Annotated in this window: 21 protein-coding genes; 17 read left to right on the top strand and 4 right to left on the bottom strand. The window is 73.5% G+C overall.

Annotation, left to right across the window (positions count from 1 at the left end; translation table 11 throughout):
* Window positions 1-18: 18 nt before the first annotated feature.
* Entirely contained in the window at window positions 19-243 is a 225-nt protein-coding gene (locus MUE36_04885) for a helix-turn-helix domain-containing protein (protein MCU0310263.1), read from the bottom strand.
* 146 nt (window positions 244-389) lie between these two features.
* Between MUE36_04885 and ppc the strand changes: the two genes are divergently transcribed.
* The 10 genes from ppc (at window position 390) to MUE36_04835 (ending at window position 10185) form a co-directional block, all read left to right on the top strand.
* Complete coding sequence (gene ppc / locus MUE36_04880) at window positions 390-3170, top strand: phosphoenolpyruvate carboxylase (GenBank protein MCU0310262.1); 2781 nt, start codon at window positions 390-392, stop codon at window positions 3168-3170.
* Window positions 3171-3458: 288 nt separating this feature from the next.
* A complete protein-coding gene (locus tag MUE36_04875) occupies window positions 3459-4112 on the top strand; it encodes an SAF domain-containing protein (protein ID MCU0310261.1) in 654 nt (217 codons plus the stop codon).
* A complete protein-coding gene (locus tag MUE36_04870) occupies window positions 4109-5395 on the top strand; it encodes a hypothetical protein (protein MCU0310260.1) in 1287 nt (428 codons plus the stop codon). The genes MUE36_04875 and MUE36_04870 overlap by 4 nt, the downstream gene beginning before the upstream one ends.
* A complete protein-coding gene (gene tadA, locus MUE36_04865; protein MCU0310259.1) occupies window positions 5392-6726 on the top strand; it encodes a Flp pilus assembly complex ATPase component TadA in 1335 nt (444 codons plus the stop codon). The genes MUE36_04870 and tadA overlap by 4 nt, the downstream gene beginning before the upstream one ends.
* Entirely contained in the window at window positions 6723-7613 is an 891-nt protein-coding gene (locus tag MUE36_04860; protein ID MCU0310258.1) for a type II secretion system F family protein, read from the top strand. The genes tadA and MUE36_04860 overlap by 4 nt, the downstream gene beginning before the upstream one ends.
* Complete coding sequence (locus tag MUE36_04855; protein MCU0310257.1) at window positions 7610-8524, top strand: type II secretion system F family protein; 915 nt, start codon at window positions 7610-7612, stop codon at window positions 8522-8524. Before MUE36_04860 ends, MUE36_04855 begins: the two co-directional genes overlap by 4 nt.
* A 44-nt stretch (window positions 8525-8568) precedes the next feature.
* Window positions 8569-8841: a hypothetical protein gene (locus MUE36_04850; protein ID MCU0310256.1), complete on the top strand. Its 273-nt coding sequence runs from the start codon at window positions 8569-8571 to the stop codon at window positions 8839-8841.
* Window positions 8838-9260, top strand: a complete 423-nt coding sequence (locus MUE36_04845; GenBank protein ID MCU0310255.1) for a hypothetical protein — start codon at window positions 8838-8840, stop codon at window positions 9258-9260. The genes MUE36_04850 and MUE36_04845 overlap by 4 nt, the downstream gene beginning before the upstream one ends.
* A gap of 59 nt (window positions 9261-9319) precedes the next feature.
* On the top strand, window positions 9320-9733 hold the full coding sequence (locus tag MUE36_04840; GenBank protein MCU0310254.1) for a hypothetical protein: 414 nt from the start codon (window positions 9320-9322) through the stop codon (window positions 9731-9733).
* Window positions 9727-10185 carry a hypothetical protein gene (locus tag MUE36_04835; GenBank protein ID MCU0310253.1) on the top strand — a complete coding sequence of 153 codons (459 nt, stop codon included), beginning with the start codon at window positions 9727-9729 and terminating at the stop codon, window positions 10183-10185. Before MUE36_04840 ends, MUE36_04835 begins: the two co-directional genes overlap by 7 nt.
* Window positions 10186-10204: 19 nt before the next feature.
* Here the strand turns inward: MUE36_04835 and MUE36_04830 are convergent, their stop codons facing one another.
* The gene (locus MUE36_04830; GenBank protein MCU0310252.1) at window positions 10205-10348 is read right to left on the bottom strand and encodes a GPGG-motif small membrane protein; all 144 of its coding nucleotides are present in this window, start codon (window positions 10346-10348) and stop codon (window positions 10205-10207) included.
* A 142-nt stretch (window positions 10349-10490) separates the two neighbouring features.
* Between MUE36_04830 and MUE36_04825 the strand changes: the two genes are divergently transcribed.
* Window positions 10491-11825 carry an MFS transporter gene (locus MUE36_04825; GenBank protein MCU0310251.1) on the top strand — a complete coding sequence of 445 codons (1335 nt, stop codon included), beginning with the start codon at window positions 10491-10493 and terminating at the stop codon, window positions 11823-11825.
* On the opposite strand, the gene murF is transcribed toward MUE36_04825, so the two are convergent.
* Window positions 11818-13122: a UDP-N-acetylmuramoyl-tripeptide--D-alanyl-D-alanine ligase gene (gene murF / locus MUE36_04820; GenBank protein ID MCU0310250.1), complete on the bottom strand. Its 1305-nt coding sequence runs from the start codon at window positions 13120-13122 to the stop codon at window positions 11818-11820. The genes MUE36_04825 and murF overlap by 8 nt on opposite strands.
* A 64-nt stretch (window positions 13123-13186) precedes the next feature.
* Here murF and MUE36_04815 point away from each other — a divergent pair, with 64 nt between their 5' ends.
* Together MUE36_04815 and MUE36_04810 are read left to right on the top strand one after the other, a co-directional pair.
* A complete protein-coding gene (locus tag MUE36_04815; protein MCU0310249.1) occupies window positions 13187-14320 on the top strand; it encodes a D-alanine--D-alanine ligase in 1134 nt (377 codons plus the stop codon).
* Complete coding sequence (locus MUE36_04810; GenBank protein MCU0310248.1) at window positions 14317-15171, top strand: SMP-30/gluconolactonase/LRE family protein; 855 nt, start codon at window positions 14317-14319, stop codon at window positions 15169-15171. The genes MUE36_04815 and MUE36_04810 overlap by 4 nt, the downstream gene beginning before the upstream one ends.
* Window positions 15172-15209: 38 nt before the next feature.
* Here the strand turns inward: MUE36_04810 and MUE36_04805 are convergent, their stop codons facing one another.
* Window positions 15210-15842 (bottom strand): TetR/AcrR family transcriptional regulator, encoded by a 633-nt coding sequence (locus MUE36_04805; GenBank protein MCU0310247.1) that lies wholly within the window; start codon window positions 15840-15842, stop codon window positions 15210-15212.
* Between the two features lie 47 nt (window positions 15843-15889).
* Here MUE36_04805 and MUE36_04800 point away from each other — a divergent pair, with 47 nt between their 5' ends.
* The 4 genes from MUE36_04800 to MUE36_04785 are packed head-to-tail and all read left to right on the top strand — an operon-like array spanning window position 15890 to window position 22101.
* Window positions 15890-18247: an HAD-IB family hydrolase gene (locus tag MUE36_04800; protein ID MCU0310246.1), complete on the top strand. Its 2358-nt coding sequence runs from the start codon at window positions 15890-15892 to the stop codon at window positions 18245-18247.
* Window positions 18244-19461 carry a zinc-binding dehydrogenase gene (locus MUE36_04795; protein MCU0310245.1) on the top strand — a complete coding sequence of 406 codons (1218 nt, stop codon included), beginning with the start codon at window positions 18244-18246 and terminating at the stop codon, window positions 19459-19461. The genes MUE36_04800 and MUE36_04795 overlap by 4 nt, the downstream gene beginning before the upstream one ends.
* Complete coding sequence (locus MUE36_04790; protein ID MCU0310244.1) at window positions 19454-21049, top strand: nickel-dependent lactate racemase; 1596 nt, start codon at window positions 19454-19456, stop codon at window positions 21047-21049. Before MUE36_04795 ends, MUE36_04790 begins: the two co-directional genes overlap by 8 nt.
* 8 nt (window positions 21050-21057) lie before the next feature.
* Window positions 21058-22101 carry a 1-acyl-sn-glycerol-3-phosphate acyltransferase gene (locus MUE36_04785; protein MCU0310243.1) on the top strand — a complete coding sequence of 348 codons (1044 nt, stop codon included), beginning with the start codon at window positions 21058-21060 and terminating at the stop codon, window positions 22099-22101.
* Window positions 22102-22136 lie beyond the last annotated feature (35 nt).

Below are 22136 nucleotides of genomic sequence, written 5' to 3'. Positions count from 1 at the left end.
CCCTCGCCCTAGGCGACCTCAGTGCTCGGCCACCTCCGGGTGGAGGTGCTCGAGGGTGCCGGGCTCGATGCGGCGCGACTCGACGAAGGCCTCGACCTCGGCGGCTTTCAGGCGGATGACCCGACCGAACCGATAGCCGGGCAACGAGCCGTCGTCGATGAACTTGTACAGCGTTCTGGTGGTGATGCCGAGGTAGTCGGCGGCCTCGCCGCTCGACATCCAGGTGACCGGGGGGAGCGCCATCGGCACAGCATAGGTCCCGCACGTCCGCACCTGGATGCCTTTCGGTGCCTCCCGATCCTCCTCGGGACACCTCGCGGGCCTGCGGGAGCGATGGGCGCCGCCGTCGCCGCGGGCCACGACGTCGGGGGCCTCGGTAGCGTTCGGACATGGAAGCCCCGCCCGTCGCGCCAGGGATGCGGCGCGACGAGGCGGCGGGTCGGTCGCCTTCCCCCGCAGACCACGCGGACCTCGATGACGACGTCTCGTTCCTGGCCGATGCACTGGCCGAGACGATCGTCCGCCACGAGGGCCGGGCGGTGGTGGACCTCGTGGAGGCGGTGCGCGACCTTGCCGACCGCGGTGACGACGCCGGCGACGAGCTGGCCGCCCTCATCGCCTCGATGGACTCCGATGCGGCCATCGTCCTGGCCCGCGCCCTCACCACCGACTTCCACCTCTCGACGATCGCCGAGCAGGTCCACCGGGCCGACGAGCTGGCTGCCCGTGCCCGGACCTACCGGGGGTCGCTGCGCCACACGGTGGCCGACCTCCTCTCCGACGGCGTCCCCCGCGGCGAGGTGGAGGCGCTGCTGGCACGGCTCGAGGTGCGACCGGTGTTCACGGCGCACCCCACCGAGGCGAAGCGCCGGTCGGTGCTGGCCAAGCGCCACCAGGTGGCCGAACTCATGGAGCGGAGGGGGGATCCCCGCCTCGACGTGTACGAGGCCCGACGCCTCGACCGGCGGGTGGCGGAGGTGGTCGATCTGTTGTGGCAGACCGAGGAGCTCCACCACACCAAGCCCACGCCCCGGGACGAGGCGGCCAACAACCTGTTCTTCCTCACGTCGCTGGCCCGTGACGTGCTGCCGGTGCTCGCCGACGACCTGGCCGCCCTGAGCGACGAGCAGGGCCTCGCACTTCCCGACCGGTTGGCCCCCCTCCGCTTCGGCACGTGGGTCGGCGGCGACCGGGACGGCAACCCGTTCGTCACCCCCGAGGTGACCCTGGACCTCCTCGCCCAGCAGGTCGAGCAGGCGACCGCGGTGCAGCTCGACGTGATCGACCGGCTGGTGGACGACCTCAGCGTGTCGAGCCGGATCACGGGCACGCCGCCCGTGCTGGCGGCGTTCATCGAGCGGGGTCGCGACGCGATGCCGGACGTCGACCGGACGTTCGGCGAGCTCGATGCCCACGAGCCCTATCGCCTCGCCGGGTCCTACATCCGCCAGCGCCTCCGCAACACCCGGAGCCGGGCGTCCACCGGTGCCGGGCACCGGCCGGGTCTCGACTACGCGTCGGGCGACGACCTCCTCGACGACCTGGGCGTGCTGCTCGCCGCCGCTCGGGAGGCCGGCGATGCGTCGGTCGAGGCGGTCGTGCTCCGCGCCCTCCGGGTGGCCGGCGCGATCGGGCTGAGCATGGCGACGATGGACCTGCGCGAACACGCCCGGCTCCTCCACGACGCGCTCGCCGTGCTGTTCGACGCCTCCGGGGAGCTCGACCGGCCCTACGACCGGCTCCCCCGCGACGAGCGGACCTCGCTGCTGGTCGCCGAGATCGACCGGCGTCGCCCGCTGTCGCCGCGCGCGGCGGTCTTCCCCGAGACGGTGCAGACCGTGCTCGGGGTCTTCGACGCGGCCCGCGTCGCGCTCGACCGCTACGGCCCCGAGATCGTCGAGAGCTTCATCGTGTCGATGACGAAGGGGGTGGACGACCTGCTCGCGGTGGTCGTCCTCGCCCGCGAGGCGGGGCTCGTCGACCCCCACTGCGACCTGGCGCGCATCGGGGTCGTCCCTCTCCTCGAGACCGTCGACGAGCTCCGCGAGGCCGGCCCCCTGCTCGACGCTCTCCTCTCCGTCCCGACCTACCGCCGCCTCGTGGCCGCCCGGGGCGACGTGCAGGAGGTGATGGTCGGCTACTCGGACTCGAACCGGCTGGGGGGCATCACCACCTCGCTCTGGGAGATCCATCGGGCCCAGCGCTCGCTGCGTGACGTCGCGGCGGCCCACGGCGTGCACCTGCGGCTGTTCCACGGCCGCGGCGGCACCGTGGGCCGGGGTGGTGGTCCGACCGGCGCCGCCATCCTCGCCCAGCCGTTCGGCACCCTCGACGGCGCCATCAAGATCACCGAGCAGGGCGAGGTCATCTCCGACAAGTACGGGATACCGGCGTTGGCCCGCCGGAACCTCGAGCTGGCCCTGTCGGCGACGGTGCGGGCGTCGCTCGGCCACCGCACGTCGCGCCATCCGCTGGATCTCGTCGACCACTGGTACGACGTGATGACGCTGGTGTCCGATTCCGCGCACGTCGCCTACCGGGAGCTGATCGAGCTGCCCGAGATGGTCGAGTACTTCCTCTCGTCCACGCCGATGGAGGTGATGGGCCGGCTCAACATCGGATCGCGGCCGGTGCGCCGGGCGACCGAACGCGACGCGGGACTCGGCGATCTGCGGGCGATCCCCTGGGTGTTCGGCTGGACCCAGTCCCGCCAGGTGGTGCCCGGGTGGTACGGGGTGGGCACCGGCCTCGCCGCCGCCCGTCGGGCGGGGCACGACGCCGAGCTGAAGCGGATGCTCGCCGAGTGGCACTTCTTCCCCACGTTCGTGTCCAACGTCGAGATGGCCCTCGCCAAGACCGACCTGGGCATCGCCCGCCGGTACGTCGAGCGGTTGACGCCACCGCACGCCCACCACGTGTTCGAGCGCATCCGGGAGGAGCACGACCGGACCCTCGAGCACGTGCTGTGGTTGCTGGACGCGGACGACCTCCTCACGCGGCACCCGTTGCTGCGCAGGACCCTCGACGTGCGCAACCGCAACCTGCGGGCCCTCAACGCCCTTCAGGTCGAGCTGCTCGACCGAGCCCGGCGGTCTCCCGACGCCGGCCTCGACCGGGCGCTCATGCTCTGCACCAACGGCTTGGCGAGCGGGCTGCGCAACACGGGCTGAGCGTCCGAGCACGGGCCGTTCGGCTCATTTCCCGCGTAACGGGCAGGGGGGCCCTTGTGCGGGAGGTCACACCTCTCTACGGTGCGTCCCGATCGGCGACGAGGAATGGCGGCGTCGCCCCGAGCGGGATCAACAGGAGACACGATGGGCAAGCTCCCCCTCCGGGGAGCCGGACCTCGCACGCCCTCATCGGCGGCGAGCCCGGCGACCCCGACCGACGACCCGTCCGAGGCGGTCGGCCGACGACGGCCGGTCCGAGCCGGCCGCGGCCTCCCCCGTGGACGGGCGGTGGTCGGCGGCCTCCTGGTCACCGGTGCGATGGTCGCCGTGTTCGCGGCGACCACCGGTGCCGGCTCGGCGCCGAGCCGGGAGGCCGTCGTCGCGCGGTCGGCGATCCCGGCCGGCCACCGGCTCGCCCCGAGCGACCTGACCACCCGACCGGTGGAGCTGCCGGCGGGGACGGCTGCCGCGGTGTTCGCATCCGCCGACGAGCTCGTCGGCGCGGTGACGATCGCACCCCTCGAGACCGACGAGCTCGTCCAGCGCAGCGCGGTCGTGACGGACGGTCGAACCCGTGCGCCGGCTCACGAGTTCTCGTTTCCGGTGGAGCGGGAGCGGGCGCTCGACGGCAAGCTGCAGCGCGGCGAGTCGGTGGCGATCCTGGCGACCTTCGGCAGCGGGCCCGACGCGTACACGTCGGTCCTGGCCCCCGACGCGACCGTGATCGACGTCGAGAGCGGCGGCGCCGGGACGATCGGGAGCGGCGCGACGCTGGTGCTGACCGTGGCGCTCGGGTCGGGCGACGTCGTGCTCGACGTGGCCCACGCCGCCCAGGTCGCCGACCTGACGATCGTGCGGGCGACGACCGCCGGCGACGCGCCGATCCGCGACCGCGCCGGCCCGCCGGCGGCCGACGCCACCGGGGGCGGGGTGGGGTCGTGAGCGCCGAGCACTACGTCCTCCTCGGCATCGCCCGCCCCCGCGCGCCGTGGTTCACCGAGGTCGGCCGGTGGGCCACGTCGGCATCGCTGCCGGCCGACTTCGTCCGCTGCGTCTCGCTCGACGAGGTGCGGGCCCGGCTGCTCGGTGGACGGGCCTGGTCGGCGCTGCTCGTCGACGACCTCACCCCCGGGCTCGACCGGGATGTCATCGACGCCGCCCGGGCCGTGGGATGCGCCACGGTCGTGGTGGCCGACGGGCCCGAGCACCGCGACTGGGTGGACCTCGGCGCCGCCGCGGTGCTCGACGCCCCCGTCCACCGGGACTCCCTGCTGTCGGTGCTCCGCAGCTGCGCGGCACCCCTCGAGCGACCGGCGGGCAGCGGAGCCGACCTGGCCGACGACGCCGCGCCGGGCGCCTGGGAGGGCCGCCTGATGACGGTGGTGGGCGCCGGTGGGTCGGGCACGTCCACCGTGGCCGCCGCACTTGCGCAGGGCCTCGCCGCCGAACCGGGCCACGGCGGGCGGGTCGTGCTGTTCGACGCCGCGCTCCACGCCGACCAGGCGGCGCTGCACGACACCGGCGACGTCATCCCGGGCCTCCAGGAGCTCGTCGAGGCCCATCGGGCCGGGCAACTCGATACCAGCGCCACCCGAGCGCTCACCTGGCACTGCCCGGACCGGGGCTACGACCTCGTGCTCGGGCTTCGCCGCCACCGCGACTGGACCGTGCTGCGGCCGCGCGCCGTCGAAGCGGCCACGACCTCGCTGCGCCGGGCCTACGCCGTGGTGGTCGCCGACGCGGACGCCGACGTCGAGGGCGAGCGGCTCACCGGCTCGCTCGACGTCGAGGACCGCAACCTCCTCGCCCGCCACCTCACCCGGTCGGCCGACGTCGTCCTCGTCACGGGGCGGCCGTCCGTGACCGGCGTCAACCGGCTGGTGCGGACGCTCGGCGAGCTGGTCGACCACGGCGTGGAGCGCGACCGGCTCCTACCCGTGGTCAATGGAGCACCGCGGACGGCCCGCGGCCGAGCCGAGGTCACCCGAGCGGTGGCGGAGCTCGTCGGACCCGACGGCCCGTCGCTCAGCCCGCTCTTCCTCCCCCACCGCAGGGAGATCGACGCGCTGCACCGCGACGGGGCCCCACCTCCCAAGGCGCTCGTCGAACCGGTGGCGGGGGCCGCGTCAGCGGTCCTCGCCAGGACGGGAGCCCGCTCGGAGCGTCGTCTCGAGGAGCGCGTCGCGCCGCGCCGCCGGAGCCGTTCGATCGGCGGTGCGGCGTGAGCGCCGAGCGCGCTGACGCCCAGGTGGAGGCGCCGCTGGCGATCATCGAGCGAGCCGTGCAGGAGCGGGCCAAGGTCGTCGAGCTCGACATGGGTTCCGACAGCGGGCGCGACGGGTTGCGACGTCTCATCGACGCCGAGCTGGCCGGCTGGGCCGAGGACGTGCGGAGAGGGCGACGGGCCCACGCGCTGGCCGACCCGGACCTCGTGGCCGACCGGGCGTGGCGCAACCTCGTCGGGCACGGACCGCTGACCGAGCTCCTCGCCGACCCCGACGTCTGGGAGATCGAGGTCAACTCACCGGACTCGATCTTCGTGAAGCGCCACTCGGGGCCGTCGGGCTACCACCACGAGACATTCCACGACGACGACCACGTCGCGCGCACGCTGACCAAGCTCCTCGACGAGTCCTCCGCCAGCCACCGCAAGCTCGACCCCACCGAGGGCCTGCAGGACGCGCAGCTCGACGACGGCTCGCGGTTGCACATCGTCCACGGCGACCTCAGCCGGGGCGGACACGTGATGGTGAACATCCGCCGGTTCACGGGTGTGCCCTTCACCCGCCTCGACGAGCTCGTCGAGCGCGACACCCTGAGCGGCCCGGTCGCCGCGGTGCTCGCCGCCGCCGTGCGCGCCGGCGCCTCGGTGCTCTTCGCCGGCGCGCCGGGCTCGGGGAAGACGACGCTGCTGTCGTGCTGCGCCGGTGAGCTCGACCCGGCGCTGCGGGTGGTGATCGCCGAAGAGGTCTTCGAGATCGATGCCCCGTTGCCGAACGTGGCCCAGATGCAGACCCGACCCGGCCGACCGGACCGGCCGGAGGTGGACCTGCGCCGACTGGTCGCCGGGTTCCTGCGAATGGCCCCGGACGTCGCCATCGTCGGCGAGGTCCGCGACCGTGAGGCCCTTCCCCTGCTGCTGACGCTCTCGTCGGGGGTCAAGGGCTTCGCGACCATCCACTCCGGCAACGCCCGCCAGGCCCTGTCGCGCCTGCGGTTCCTCGCACAGCTCTCCGAGGCCGCCCGCAACCTTCCGCATGGGGCGCTCACGGCGCTCGTCAGCGACGCCGTCGACCTCGTGGTCTTCAGCGAGCGAGGTCCGAGAGGTCCACGGGTCCGCGAGGTCCTCGCGGTCGAGGACCTGGTGGGCGGCGCCGACGCGCTCGCCTTCACCACCACCGACCTCTTCGCCCGGCCGGGGTACGACCGTCCGCTGGCGTGGTCCGGCAACGTGCCCGCACGGCTCTCCGCCGCCCTCGCCGCCACCGGACGCGACCTCAGCTCGATGCTGCGCGGAGAGCCCCATGACGGCCTCGGCGACGGCGACGTCCGATGATCCCCACGCTCGTCGCCCTCGCCGCCGGGTACGGCACGTTCCTCGTCTACACGGCGGTCGCGCTCGGCTGGAGCGGGCTCGGACCCGGGCCGCGAGCGGTGCGCACCGCACGGGGGACGTCGCGGGCACGCGCCCATGACTGGCTCGCCCAGGCCGGCCTCGGCGAGGTCGCGACAGGAGAGTTCGCGGCCGTGATCGGGGCGGTGTTCGTGCTCGGCGTCGCGCTGGCGATGGCGCTGTTCGGAGCCCCGGGTCCCGCGTTGGTGGGCGGGGCCCTCGCCGCCGCCTTCCCGGTTGCCGGGTACCGCCGGCGGCGGGCGACCGCCCGGGCGGTCGCCCGCGACGGCTGGCCCAGGATGATCGAGGAGCTCCGGATCCTCACGGGTTCGGTCGGCCGATCGATCCCCCAGGCGCTGTTCGAGGTCGGCGAGGCAGGACCGGAGGAGCTGCGACCGGCGTTCGCGGCCGCCCATCGGGAGTGGCGCCTGACGACCGACTTCGAACGGACGCTCGCCGTCCTCCGGGATCGTCTGGCCGACCCGACGTGCGACGCCACGTGCGAGACGCTGCTCATCGCCCACGAGCTCGGCGGCACCGACGTCGACCGACGCCTTGCCGACCTCGCCGAAGATCGACGCCAGGACGTCCGCTACCGCAAGGACGCGCGGGCCCGGCAGGCCGGCGTGCGCTTCGCCCGACGCTTCGTGCTGCTCGTCCCGCTCGGCATGGCCGCCGCAGGGCTCTCGGTCGGCAACGGGCGTACTGCGTACCAGACGCCGCTCGGGCAGGTGGCCGTCCTCGTCGCCCTCGGGATGGTGGCTGCGTGCTGGATGTGGGCGGGGCGCATCCTGCGTCTCCCCGAGGAGGAGCGGGTGTTCCCCCGATGATGCGACTGCTCGTCCCGGCGGCGCTGGCCGTGTGGCTGGGCACCACGCTGGTGCTCGGCGAGGTGCGGTGGGTGCGCAGGATCCCTCTGCGCGACCGGCTGCGCCCCTACGCCCCCGGGGGTGACGCCCGGAGCCGAACCGCCCCCGGCAGCGCCGGCTGGAGCGCCACCGTCGTCGCCGTCCTCGGACCGCTCGCCCGCCAGCACGGGGCCGATCTGGCCAGGGTCGCGGGGGTGTCCGAGGACCTGAGTCGGCGACTCCGTCGGGTCCACTCGCCACTCGACCCGACCTCGTTCCGGCTCCGTCAGCTGGGCTGGGTGATGGGCGCACTGGCCGTCGCGGTGCTGACGACGGCAGTCGTGCGTCCGGCCGTCCCGATCGTCGCCCTGAGCGTGGTCGGCGCACCGGTGCTGGCCTTCCTCCTCGTCGAGCAGCAGCTCTCCAACGCGTCGACGGCGTGGCAACGCAAGATCTTCCTCGAGCTCCCGGTCGTGAGCGAGCAGCTCGGGATGCTCCTGTGCGCCGGCTACTCCCTGGGCTCGGCGCTCACCCGGCTGGCCGACCGTGGGCAGGGGGCCGTGGCCGCCGACCTCCGTGTCGTGGTGAGCCGCATCCAACAGGGTCTCGACGAGGTGACGGCCCTCCGCGAGTGGGCCGCGCTCGCCCAGGTCCCGGCGGTGGACCGCCTCGTGGGCGTGCTCGCCCTGAACCGGGAGGCCGGTGACCTCGGACGACTCATCGCCGAAGAGGCCCGCACCGTCAGAGGCGACGTGCACCGCGAGCTGGTCGAGACGATCGAGCGACGCGGCCAACAGGTCTGGATCCCGGTCACCGTCGCCACCCTCGTGCCCGGCGTGCTCTTCCTCGCCGTGCCCTTCGTCGAGGCGATGCGCCTCTTCACCAGCGGATGACCGTCCTCCGATCGAGCGAACCACCAACGAAAGGCAGATGAACCATGGACACACCGACCATCGACCCCACCGTCGGATCGTGGGGGGCGGGGGTGAGCTGGGCGCAGGCCACGCTCGTCGCCCGCCTCCGCCGCCCCTCCCCGCGGGCAGCGCGTCGGCGCTGTGGCGGCGACTGGGGCGAGGGAGTGATCTCCGCGGCCATCGCGGTGTTGATCATGGCGTTCCTCGGCGCCGCGATGTGGGTGGGCTTCCAGCAGATGTGGAAGTCGACCGAGGCCACCACGAACGACAAGATCGAGCAGATCGGGTCGGAGTGAACGGCCGACGCCGGGCCGCGACCGGCGAGGGCGGCACGGGGCTGATCGGCTCGGTGGCGGGGCTGCTGGTGTTCCTGGCCATGATGCTCTTCGCCGTCCAGACCCTCGTCGGCCTCTACACCCGGTCGGTGGTCACCGACGCCGCGCACGAGGGCGCCAGGAGGGTGGCGGGGGCACGCGTCGAGCAGGGCGACCCGGCGGCGCAGCAGGACGCCCGGATCGCCGCCGAGGGTGAGGTGCGCCGGCTCCTCGGCCGCTTCGGGGACGAGGTGACGATGGACTGGTCGGGTTCGACCGCCGACACCGTGGCGCTGCGGGTCCGGGCGACCCCACCCGGTTTCCTGTGGAACACCCTGCGCGGCCCCGGGGCGGCGCTCGTCGACCGGACCGTCACGGTGCGGATCGAGCAGGCGCAGTGACGCCGGCCCGGAGGGCGATCGGTGGGAGGGGACTCGGCGATCGAGGCCAGGTCGGGGGCATGGAGGTGCTCGCCTTCGGACTGCTCGTCTTCGTCATCGGGACGTTGTTGGTGGCCAACGCCTGGGGTGTCGTCGACGCCAAGCTGGCGGCGACGAGTGCCTCTCGCGAAGCCGTCCGCAGCTATGTGGAGGCATCGGGTCCAGCCATCGCGACAGAGCTCGCCGCCGCTGCGACGAGATCGGCGATCGCCGGCCACGGCCGCGATCCCGACCGTGCCGAGATGGAGATCACCCACGCCGACGACCGTCCCTACAGCCGCTGCACCCGGGCCACGGTCACGGTCAGCTACCCGGTGCCGGCGTTGGCGCTCCCGTTCGTCGGCGGGTTCGGCGAGGCCTTCGAGGTCACCGCCCGCGCGAGTGAGATCGTCGACCCCTACCGATCGGGGCTCCCCGGGGAGGCGAGATGCTGAGGCCCGGCGTGCGCCGCCCCCACCACCGGGGGCCGCGTGACGTCGGCAGCGTGTTGATGCTGATGCCGGCGGCCGTGCTCATCGTGCTCGTCCTCGGAGCCATCACCGTCGACCTCACCGTGGCCCGCCTTGGCCAACGCGAGCTCATCGCCGCCGCAGCCGACGCCGCCAACGATGCCGCTGGTCACGGCCTCGACGAGGTGGCGCTGCGGTCCGGGCGGGGCTACGTCGTCGATCCCGACCGGGTCGACGACGCCGTGCTCGCCTCGCTCGATGCCAAGGGCCTGCTCGACGACCTCGACGAACCGCCCACGGTCACGGTGGGAGCCGACGGCACGGTCGAGGTGCGTCTCGTCCGACGGGTCGGCTACGTGTTCGCCAAGGCGCTCCCGGGGGTCGCCGACGGCGTCGTCGTGCGCGGCGGCGCCGCCGCCCGACTCGTCGTCGACTGACGGGCGTCGACGGCACCGGTCAGACGAAGACCGAGACACCCCCCGGGCCGACGAGGAAGCCGACGACGATGAGGGCCAGGCCGGCCAGCCATTGCTTGCGCACGAGCGCCACGATCCCGGCGATGACGAGAACGACGGCGATGAGCCAGAGGACGAAGGCCATGGTGATCTCCTGTGGTGAGGTGGTCCGACGGTTCGTTCCCCGACCGGCGCGCGACCATTCGGCTCAGAGGCCCGGACCCGCCCCAATTCCGAAACAGCATCGTTTCGCAACGAGGGGGAGCGGCCCGTAGCCTGACCTCGCCATGCTCGACGCCTCCGGCCCGCCCGGCCCGCCCGCCGACGACGACGACCGGCTCCCCGCCTTCGTCGTCGAGGACGCCGAAGAGGCGCTCGAGGAGGGCGACCGGCCGATCGCCGGACCGCTGCGCTCGGCCCTGGCCAACCCCCGGTTCCGCATCGTCTTCACCGGTTCGGTGCTCTCCAACGTCGGCACCTGGATGCAGAACGTGGTGCTCGCCGCCTTCGCGTACGAGCTCACCGGCAGCGCCGGGTTCGTCGGGCTGATCGGCTTCGCCACCCTCGGTCCCCTCCTCATGTTCTCCCTGGTGGGCGGCGCGCTCGCCGACACCTTCGACCGGCGCAAGGTGATCGTCGTGATGGCCGTCGAGCAGATGGTCTTCTCCGTCGTGCTGGCCGTCATCGCCGCCCAGAGCGCACCGTCGGAGGTGGCGCTGCTCCTGGCCGCCTTCGCCATCGGGACCGGCAACGCCCTGCAGGCCCCCACGTTCGCGTCGCTGCTCCCCAACCTGGTGCCCCGCCGCGACATCAGCGGGGCCGTGTCGCTCAACTCGGCGAACATGAACCTGTCGCGCATCGTCGGCCCGGCGCTCGGCGGCGCCCTCTACGCCACCGTCGGCGCCTCGTGGGTGTTCGTGGCCAACGCCGCCACCTACGTGTTCATCGTGCTCGCCGTGAGCCGGATCACCGTGCCCCCGGTCGCCCGTTCCGCCGACGACCCCGTCGGCGTGGCCCGCCTCCTCGGCGGGTTCCGGGTCGTGCGCCGCGACCCCGTCATCCGCCGGGCCGTCGGCACCATCGCCCTCTTCTCGTTCTTCTCGTTGACGTTCCTCACCCAGATGCCGGTGCTCGCCGCCGACAACTTCGACATCAACCCGAAGAGCACCGCCTACGGCATCCTCTACGCGGTCTTCGGGGTCGGCGCCCTCGCGGGCGCCCTGTCCATCGGCACCGTCTTCGCGGACCGCAGCCTCGAACGGGTGCTGCGGGTGTCGCTGGCCGGCTTCGCGGTGCTGCTCGCCGCTTACGGCCTGGTGCGCGGACCGGCCCTCGCCTACCCCATCGGCGTGCTGCTCGGCTTCTGCTACTTCGCGGCCATCACCTCGCTGTCGACGGTGCTCCAACAGCGCCTCGACGACCGGGTGCGGGGGCGGGTGCTGGCCGTGTGGATGATGGCCTTCGGGGGCACCGTGCCCGTCGGGGGCCTGGTGGGCGGCTGGCTGGTCGAGCAGACCGACGTCACCGTGATGGTGCTCATCGGCGCGGCGATGGCGACGTTCCTCGTCTGGTACGCCGACCTGCGGCCTCCCCCCGGCGACCCCGGCCCGGTCGTCAGCTGAGCAGCGCCTCGGCCAGGCGTTCGAGCCCCGCCACCCGGCTGCCCTTCACCAGCACCGCGTCCCCCGGCCCGAGCGGTCCGAGCGCCTCGAGCGCGGCGTCGATCGTGTCGACCGGGGCGATCCCGTAGTCGTCGGTGGCGAAGGCCACGAGCCTCACGCCCGCCGCGGTGGCCAGCCCGGCGATGCGCCGGTGCTCGGCCGGACCGTCGTCCCCCAGCTCGGCCATCGGGCCGAGCACGGCGTGGAACCGCTCGGCCGGCAGGGCGACCAGCGCCGAGAGGGCGGCGGCCGTGGACGCCGGGCCGGCGTTGTAGGCGTCGTTCAGCACCCGGGCCCCGCCCGGCGCGGTGCGCAGGTCCATCCGCCAGGGGGACAGCTCGCCACGCCCCAGGCCGGCGGCCACGTCGGCGACGTCGATGCCGCACACCAGCCCCACCGCCGCGGCGGCGAGGGCGTTGCCGACCTGGTGGCGGCCGCGCACCGCGAGGTGGACGTCGGCGCCGCCCCAGTCCGTCGCCAACCGGAAGCGGGCCCGCAGGTCCTCGTCGAGTTCGACGTCGGTGGCCCGGACCTCGCTGTCGTCGGCGCCGTAGCGCACCACCCGCGCCGACGTCACCGCGGCCATCGCCGCCACCCGGTCGTAGGCGGCGTTGAGCACCGCCACCCCGTCGGCGGGCAGCGACTCGGGGAGCTCGCGCTTGCACCGGGCGATGCCGTCGAGGTCGCCCATCAGCTCGGCGTGCACCAGCTCCACGGCCGTCACCACGGCGATGGTCGGCCGCGCCACCGCGCACAGCGAGGCGATGTGGCCCCGCCCACGGGCCCCCATCTCGATCACCGCGACCTCGGTGTCGTCGGGGACGTTCACCAGGGTGAGGGGCACGCCGAGCTCGTTGTTGAAGCTCTTCGCGCTGACACCGGTGCGCAGGTGAGGCTCGAGCACACCGCGGCAGAGGTCCTTCGTCGACGTCTTGCCCACCGACCCGGTGATGCCCACCACCCGCTCCGGGAGCCGCTCCCGGGCGTGGGCCCCGAGCCGGGTGAGCGCCGCCTCGGGCCGGTCGACGACGATGGTCGTGACGCCGTCGACGGGGCCTCGGGCGCTGAGCGTGGCTGCCGCCCCGGCCGCCGCGGCCGCGGCGACGAAGTCGTGGCCGTCGCGCACCCCGGCGACAGGCACGAAGAGCTGGCCCGGCTCGAGCGTGCGGGAATCGATCGACGCCCCCACCACCACCACGTCGGCTCCGTGGAGGGTGCCGCCGACGGTGTCGGCGACCTCGGCGGCGGTGAACCTCACCTCCTCACCGTACCGAGCGACGAGGACCGGAGAGGACCGCACCGCGGCGGTAGCGTCGGGACCCATGACCCCCCCGCCCCCACCGTCGACCGGCGCGCGGACACGGGTCGTGGTGCTGTTCGGGGGGCAGTCCGCAGAGCACGACGTGTCCCGGGTGACGGCCCGCCACGTGATCGCCGCGCTCGACCGGGAGCGCTTCGAGGTCGTGCCGATCGGCATCACCCGCGACGGAGCGTGGGTCCGGCCCGAGCCGGCCCCCGCCGCCCTCCTCAGCGGTGACGCGGCGCTGGCCGTCGACGCCCTCCCCGACGCCCTCGCCGTCGACGGCCCCGAGGTCGACCCCCTGCCGATGCTCGCCGGCGACGACGGCGACGCGGCGGTGGTCGTGCTGCCACTGCTGCACGGCCCGATGGGCGAGGACGGCACCGTGCAGGGCCTGCTGGAGCTGGCCGGGGTCCCCTACGTGGGTTCCGGGGTGCTCGGATCGGCGCTGGCCATGGACAAGATCGCCGCCAAGCACATGGCGAGCGCCCTCGGCATCCCCCAGGCCCGCTGGCGCGGGTTGCACCGCTCCGAGGTCGTCGACCCGGGGGCCGCGGACCGGATCCGGCCGGGACTGGCCGAGGAGCTCGCCGCCGAGCTCGGCCTCCCGGCGTTCGTGAAGCCCGCCAACATGGGCTCGTCGATCGGGATCTCCCGGGTCACCGACGTCGACGGACTCGAGGCAGGGCTCCGGGCGGCGCTCCTCCACGACGAGTGGCTCGTCGTCGAGGAAGGGGTGGCCGGCAGGGAGATCGAGGTGGCCGTGCTCGGCCACACCGAGTCCCCGCGGGCGTCGGTCCCCGGCGAGATCGTGCCGGGCGCCGAGTTCTACGACTACGACGACAAGTACGCGACCGGCGCCGCCGAGCTGCGGGTCCCGGCCCCGCTCTCGACCGCCGACGCCGACGGGGTGCGCGACCTGGCCTGTCGTGTGTTCACCGGGATGCGGGGCTCGGGCATGGCCCGCGTCGACTTCTTCCTCGAGGATCCGGGGCGGGGGTTCCTCCTCAACGAGATGAACACCATCCCCGGGTTCACCCCGATCTCGATGTTCCCGAAGCTCTGGACGGCATCGGGGCTCCCCTACCCGGCGCTGCTCGACGAGCTCCTCGGACTGGCCCTCGAACGCCACCGACGCAGGGCACTGCCCCGATGACCTGGGCACCCGGCGAGCCCTCGGTCGTGCTCGACGGCCTCGCCTACCCCGAGAGCCCCCGGTGGCACGACGGCCGCCTGTGGTTCTCCGACGTGCACGACGGCCGCGTCTGGGCGATGACCGAGGACGGCCAGGCCGAGCCGGTCGTCCGGATGACCGAGCAACCGGGTGGCCTCGGGTGGCTCCCCGACGGGCGTCTGCTCGTCGTCTCGATGCTCGACCACGCCCTGTTGCGCCTCGACGACGACGGGCTCACCGAGGTCTGCGACCTCGAGCGGTTCTCGCTGCACCCCTGGAACGACATGGTGGTGACCGGCGAGGGGCGGGCCTACATCGGCAACTACGGCTACGACGCCGAGCGGGGCGACGAGCCGGCCGGCGCCCGCATGGTGTGCGTGGAGCCCGACGGCGAGGCCTGGGTGGTGGCCGAGCAACTGCTGTTCCCCAACGGCGCCGTCGTCGTCCCCCACGAGCTCACCCCGCTGCTGTTGGTGGCCGAGACCTTCGGCCAGCGGATCTCCGCCTACCACCTCGAACCGGACGGCTCGCTCAGCAACCCCCGGGTGTGGGCCGACCTGCGACCCAACGTGCCCGACGGCATCTGCCTCGACGCCGAGGGGGCGCTCTGGATCGCCGACCCGGTCTACAACGGGGTGATGCGCGTGCACGTCGACGAGGGCATCGTCGCCTGGATCCCCACCGGCGACCGCTCCGTGTACTCGTGCGCGCTGGGGGGATCCGACGGACGGACGTTGTTCCTGTGCACCGGCCGATCGACCAACCCGGCCAAGACGACGGCCATGCGCGCCGGGTGCATCGAGGCGGTGCGGGTCGAGGTGCCGATGGCCTGAGTCCCGCCGGTCGGCGCCGGATCGCGGAGCGGCTCGGATCAGGGGACGAGCGCCGAGCGCAGGAACGCGAGGAGCTCCTGGCGGCGCCGCACGGTGGTGCGCAGCGTGGGCTCGATGCCCACCGCCCGCAACACCTCGACCTCGGTGGCCACGCCGATGACCGTCGAGTAGGCCGAGACCAACAACAACCCGGGGTCGCTGCGGCGGACGTGGCCGGCGTCCATCTCCGCCTCGAGGAACGCCCGGGCCCGGCGCACCAGCCCGTCGAGGTTCTCGGCGACGCGGGTCGCCGACGGCGGACCGAGCCGGCTCACCTCGCGGAGCAGCCCGAGCAGCTCGGGCCGGCGCAGGGCGAGGCGGAACACCGCGCGCACGACCGCCTCGACGCGATCCCAGCCGGGTCCGGCGGCGGCCAGCGTGGCGTCGAACGTCACGATCAGGTCGGCGGTGGCCCGGTCGATGACCGCGTCGAGCAGCGCCGCCTTCGACGGGTAGTGGTAGAGGATCGTCTGCTTGGTGACGCCGAGCTCGGCGGCGACCTGGTCGAGGGAGGTGGCCTCGAAGCCGCGACCCCCGAAGGACTGGAGCGCCGCGGTGAGGATCCGGTCCTCGGTCTCGCGGGTGCGTGCCGCCCGGGGGCCCCGTCCCGTCGCCTTCGTCGCCGTCGCCACCCCACGATGGTAGACCGCAACACTTACCAAGTGGTAGACAACACCCCGTGATCCGCGAGTCGCTGGCCGGGAAGCGCCTGTTCATCACCGGCACGACCGGCTTCCTCGGCACCAACCTCCTCGAACGGCTCCTGCGCGCCGTGCCGGACTGCGAGCTCGTCCTCCTCGTCCGACCCGGCAAGCGGTCGAGCGTCGAGCAGCGCGTCGCCCGGGAGATCCTGAAGAACGACGCCTTCGACCGCCTGCGCGCCGAGCTCGGCAAGGACGGCTTCGCGGAGATGACCGCACGACGCATCACCGCCGTGGCCGGCGACGTGAGCCGCGACGGCCTCGGCCTCGACGACGAGGGCCGGGCCGTGCTGGCCTCCTGCGACACCGTCATCCACTCCGCCGCCACGGTGAGCTTCGACTCCCCCCTCGACGGCGCCGTGGAGGTCAACCTCCTCGGTCCCACCCGCATCGCCGCCACCCTGCACGACCTCGGGGTCGCCCCCCACCTCGTGGCCGTGTCCACCTGCTACGTGGCCGGCAACCGGCGGGGGTCCGCCCCCGAACAGCTCGTCGACGAGAGCCCGTTCTTCGTCGACGTCGACTGGCGCAGCGAGGTCGAGGGCGCCCGCCGGGCCCGCCGCGACGCCGAGGCCCACAGCCGGACGCCGGAGATGCTGGCCGACTTCGCCCGCCAGGCCCGCACCTCGCTCGGTGCCGCCGGCACCCCGGCGCTGTCCGAGCGGACCGAGCAGAACCGGGCCCGGTGGGTCGACGACCGGATGGTGGAGGCGGGCCGGGCCCGGGCCGCATCCCTCGGGTGGCCCGACGCCTACGCCTACACCAAGGCGCTCGGCGAACGGGCCCTGGTCGAGACCCGCGGCGACGTCCCCGTCAGCATCGTCCGCCCGTCGATCATCGAGACGGCGCTCGCCGAGCCCCGACCGGGCTGGATCCGGGGCTTCCGCATGGCCGACCCGGTGATCATCAGCTACGCCCGGGGCCTGCTGAAGGAGTTCCCGGGGGTGCCCGAGGGCATCGTCGACGTCATCCCGGTCGATCTCGTGTCGGCCGCCATCATCGCCGTGGCCGCCAAGGGACCCGAGCCCGACGTCGAGGTCGTGCAGGTCGCCTCCGGCTCGCAGAACCCCCTGCGGTACCGGCGCCTGGTCGACCTCGTCAGCGAATGGTTCCTCGAGCACCCGCTCTACGACGCCAAGGGCCAGCCCATCGTCGTACCCAAGTGGTCGTTTCCCGGGCGGGGGCGGGTGCAGGGCCAGCTCACCCGGGCCCGCACGACCCTCGAACGCGCCGAGCGCGTCCTCGGTGCGCTCCCCCTGCGCGGCAAGCAGGCGGAGTGGACGGCGTCGCTCGAAGCCAAGCGCGACGAGGCGGAGCAGGCGCTCGGCTACGTCGAGCTCTACGGCGCCTACGCCGAGTGCGAGGCGTTGTACGGCCTCGACCACCTGCTGGCGCTCTGGGACGCCCAGAGCGAGGAGGACCAGCGGGACTTCTGCTTCGACCCACGCGTCATCGACTGGACCGACTTCACCGAGAACGTCTTCCTGCCGTCGGTCGTCCAGCAGGCCCGCGTCCGCACCACCCCGGGCGGGCGCACCGGCCCGAGCCGCGAGACCCGCCTGCGCGCCCAGGTCCTCGCCCCCGAGCGCCAGCTCGCCGCCTTCGACCTCGAGAACACCCTCATCGCGTCCAACGTGGTGGCGAGCTACGCGTTCCTCGCCACCCGGCGGATGCCCAGCCGCGACCGCGTGCGGTTCGCGGCGTCGTTGCTGGCCGAGGGCCCGTCGCTGCTGAGCCTCGACCGCACGGACCGCAGCGACTTCCTGCGGTTCTTCTACCGCCGCTACGACGGCGCCCCCGTGCAGCAGATCGACGAGGACTCCGCCGAGATGTTCAGTCGGCTCATCATCGCGAAGTCGTTCCCGGCCGCCATCCGACGGGTCCGCGAGCACCGGGCCGCCGGGCATCGCACCCTCCTCATCACCGGCGCCCTCGACTTCGTGGTCAAGCCGCTCGGCCCGCTGTTCGACGACATCGTCGCCGCCGAGATGGGCGTGACGGACGGCGCCTACGACGGCGAGCTCACCGAGGTGCCCCCCACCGGGGAGAGCCGGGCGCAGGTCCTCATGGACTACGCCGCCGCCCACGACCTCGACCTCGACGAGACCGTCGCCTACGCCGACTCCACCAGCGACCTCCCGATGCTCGAAGCCGTCGGGTTCCCGGTGGCGGTGAACCCCGAGACACGCCTCGCCGCGCTGGCCCGCAAGCGGGGCTGGCTGGTCGAGCACTTCGCAAAGGCCCCCGGCGCCCCCCGCCGGGTCATCCCGATCGGGCCCCGCCGCACCCGCCGGGGCGGCCTGGCCAACCCCCTCGTCCCGGGAGGCACCGCGTGAAGGCGCTGCGCTTCGAGCGCAACCTCCCCCGGTTCGCCGCCGCCACCGTGGCGGGGCGCATCGCCGGCGGCGCCGGCGCGAAGGTCGGCCCGCTGCGACTGCGCTCGATCGACCCGCCCGACCTCCCCGGCGCCGGGTGGACCGAGATCAAGCCCCGCCTGGCCGGCATCTGCGGCTCGGACCTGTCGACGATCGACGGGCTCAGCTCCCGGTATTTCGAGCCGATCGTGTCGTTCCCGTTCGTCCCCGGCCACGAGGTCGTGGCCGACCTCGACGCACCCTGCGACGGCGTCCCCGCCGGGCGGGTCGTCCTCGAGCCGGTCCTCGGCTGCGTGACCCGCGGGATCGACCCGGTCTGCGACGCGTGCGCCCGCGGCGACCTCGGCAACTGCGAACGCATCGCCTTCGGGGCGATCGAGCCCGGACTCCAGTCGGGGTTCTGCTGCGACACCGGCGGTGGGTGGTCGACCCGGATGGTGGCCCACGCCAGCCAGCTCCACCCCGTTCCCGCCGGCTGGTCCGACGAGGCGGCCGTCATGGTCGAGCCGACGGCCTGCGCCGTCCACGGCGCGCTCGCCGCGCGGGTCGAGACCGGCGACCTCGTCGTCGTCCTCGGCGCAGGCGCCCTGGGGCTGCTCACGATCGCCGCCGTCCGCCGATACGCGCCGGCGTGCACCGTCGTGGCCGTCGCCAAGCACCCCGTCCAACGTGACCTGGCCCGCGAGCTCGGCGCCGACACCGTCGTGGCCCCCGGCGAGGTCGCCCGGGCGGTGCGGCGCGCCACCGGGACCATGGCGCTCGGCGACGGTGACATCGTGCGGCTCACCGGCGGCGCCGACGTGGTGATCGACTGCGTCGGCAACGACGCCAGCCTCGCCCAGAGCCTGGCGGTGGTGCGCCCGCGGGGCCGCATCACCATGGTGGGGATGCCCGGGCGCACCCAGATCGACCTCACCGGGCTCTGGCAACGCGAGATCACCCTCGCCGGGGCCTACGCCTACGGCACCGAGACGCTCCCCGACGGCGGGCGCCGCCGGACCTTCGACCTCGCCTTCGAGCTCGTCGGCGCCGCCGACCTCGGCCGGCTGGTGAGCGCCACCTACCCCCTCACCCGCTTCGAGGACGCCATCGCCCACGCCGCCGACGCCGGCGCTCGCGGCGCCGTCCGCATCGCCTTCGACCTCCGCAACGAAAAGGATCGCCACCGTGCCTAGACCCGGCTTCGTGCTCGACGTCGATCGGTCGACGCCACCGATCCTGTTCCACCACGGGGAGGGCTTCCGCCTCGAGAAGCTGCCCGCCGGGCGGAGCCGGGTGATCTACCCGGCCGAACCCCTCGAGCCCATCGAGCACCCCGACGCCGCCATCCGTCACGCCCTCGAGAGCCCGCTCGGCGACAGCGAACCGCTCTCGGCGCTGCTCCGTCCCGGCATGACGCTCACGATCGCCTTCGACGACATCTCGCTGCCGCTCCCTCCCATGAAGCGGCCCGACATCCGCCAGCGGGTCATCGAGGCCGTCCTCGACCAGGCGGCCGCCAACGGCGTCGACGACGTGGTGCTCGTCGCCGCCCTGGCCCTGCACCGCCGGATGACCGAGGCCGAGCTGCGCCACGCGGTGGGCGACCGGGTCTACGACGCCTTCGCCCCGCACGGCCTGCTCGTCAACCACGACGCCGAGGACCCCGACAACCTCGAGTACCTGGGCACCACCGACCAGGGCGAGGAGGTCGAGATCAACAAGCGGGCCGCCACGAGCGACCTCATCGTCTACGTGAACATCAACCTCGTCTCGATGGACGGCGGCTGGAAGTCGACGGCCACCGGGCTGGCCAGCTACCGCAGCCTGCGCCACCACCACAACGTCGCGACCATGCAGCACTCCCGGTCGTTCATGGACCAGCACCGCTCCGAGCTGCACTCGTCGAACTGGCGGATGGGCAAGGTGCTCAGGGACTCGGGCGTCAAGGTGTTCCAGATCGAGACGACCATGAACAACAACGTCTTCGGCACCGACGGCCCGCTGGCCGTGCTCCAGAAGCGCGAGTGGGAGTGGAACGCCAAGGACCGCATCTCCTTCGCCGCCATGAAGGCCGGGCTCGACCGCCTCCCCCAACGCACCCGGCGGTCGGCCTTCCAGTCGTGGCAGGCACCGCACGCCATGACCTCGGTGCAGGCCGGTGAGGTGGAGGCCGTGCACAAGGTCACGACCGAGAACGTCTACGCCCAGCACCTCGTCGGCGTCGAGGGCCAGACCGACATCCTCACGATGGGCCTGCCCTACATCAGCCCCTACAACGTCAACTCGATCCTCAACCCGATCCTGGTCGCCTGCCTCGGGCTGGGCTACTTCTTCAACCTCTACCGCGGCCGGCCGCCGGTGCGCGAGGGCGGCGTGGTGATCATGAGCCACCCCACACCGTGGGAGTTCCACCCCGTCCACCACCCCAGCTACATCGACTTCTTCGAGCAGGTGCTCTCGGAGACCACCGACCCGCTCCGGATCGAGGCCGAGTTCGAGAAGGGCTTCGCGGAGGACGAGTGGTACCGCCACCTCTACCGGACCAGCTACGCCTACCACGGCGTCCACCCCTTCTACATGTGGTACTGGTGCGCCCACGCGCTCCAGCACGTCGGCCAGGTCATCGTGGTCGGCGGCGACGTGCGGGCCGTGCGCCGTCTCGGCTTCAAGGCGGCCTCGACCCTGCAGGACGCCCTCGAGATGGCGTCCGACACGGTGGGCCCCGACGCCACGATCACCCACCTCCACAACCCGCCGATCCTCATGGCCGACGTGAGCTGAGGCATGACATGAGCGACGACCACCGATCGGCGAGCGGCCTCGGCGACTGGGCGGGACGGCGCATGCCCGTCACCGCCCGGCAGGCCACGGAGCTGGTGAAGCGGCTCCCGGTCAACCGCTCGACGGCGTCGAGCGCAGCCCGCGTCGGCGGCCGGAACCTGCGGCGAGTGCTGCCGGCCGCGCTGCGGGCCCCCACCGCTCCCGCCGGCGTCGAGCTGCCCCCGCCCGAGAACCGGGTCGGGGCCGACTACGACACCGAGTGGGCCCGCTCCTACCCCGCCCGGGCCGCCCGGGTGCTGCTGGTGGAGGGCGTCATCCGCCCGGCCATCGACCTCTTCGCCACCCCGACCGTGAAGGGGCTCGACCGCCTGGCCGACCTGGGTGAGCAACCGGTCGTGTTCGCCGCCAACCACCACAGCCACTTCGACACCCCGCTGATGCTGTCGGTCATCCCCGAGCCGTGGCGCCACCACCTCTTCATCGGCGCCGCCGCCGACTACTTCTTCGCCAACCAGGTGACGTCCACGCTCTCGGCGCTGGCCATCGGAGCCATCCCGATCGAGCGGACGAAGGTCACCCGCAACTCCGCCGACCAGGCCGCCGCCCTGATCGACGACGGCTGGAGCATGCTCATCTTCCCGGAGGGCGGACGGTCCCCCGACGGCTGGGGGCAGGCCTTCCGCGGCGGCGCCGCCTACCTGTCGATCCGCTGCGAGGTCCCGGTCGTGCCGGTCCACGTGGAGGGCACCGGCCGCATCCTGCGCAAGGGCAAGCGCGTGCCCCGCCCCTCGCCGACCACCGTCACCTTCGGCGACCCGCTGGTGCCCGGGGACGGCGAGGATTCGCGCCGCATGGCCACCCGGATCGAACAGGCCGTCGCGCAGCTGGCCGACGAGGCGGGAAGCGACTGGTGGCAGGCCCGCCGGCGGGCGGCGAGCGGCGCCACCCCCTCGCTCCAGGGGCCGACCACGGGCGCCTGGCGGCGCACGTGGGCTCTCGGCGACCGGCGCCCCGGCCGCCGACGCGCCGGGCGCACCTGGCCCGAGGTCTGACGAGGCGGGGCCGTTCGGCACGACGTTCGGATGGT

This window comes from Acidimicrobiales bacterium, assembly GCA_025455885.1.
In the GTDB taxonomy this organism is placed as follows: domain Bacteria; phylum Actinomycetota; class Acidimicrobiia; order Acidimicrobiales; family Acidimicrobilacustridaceae; genus Rhabdothermincola_A.
This window is presented reverse-complemented; position numbering and strand designations above follow the sequence as displayed.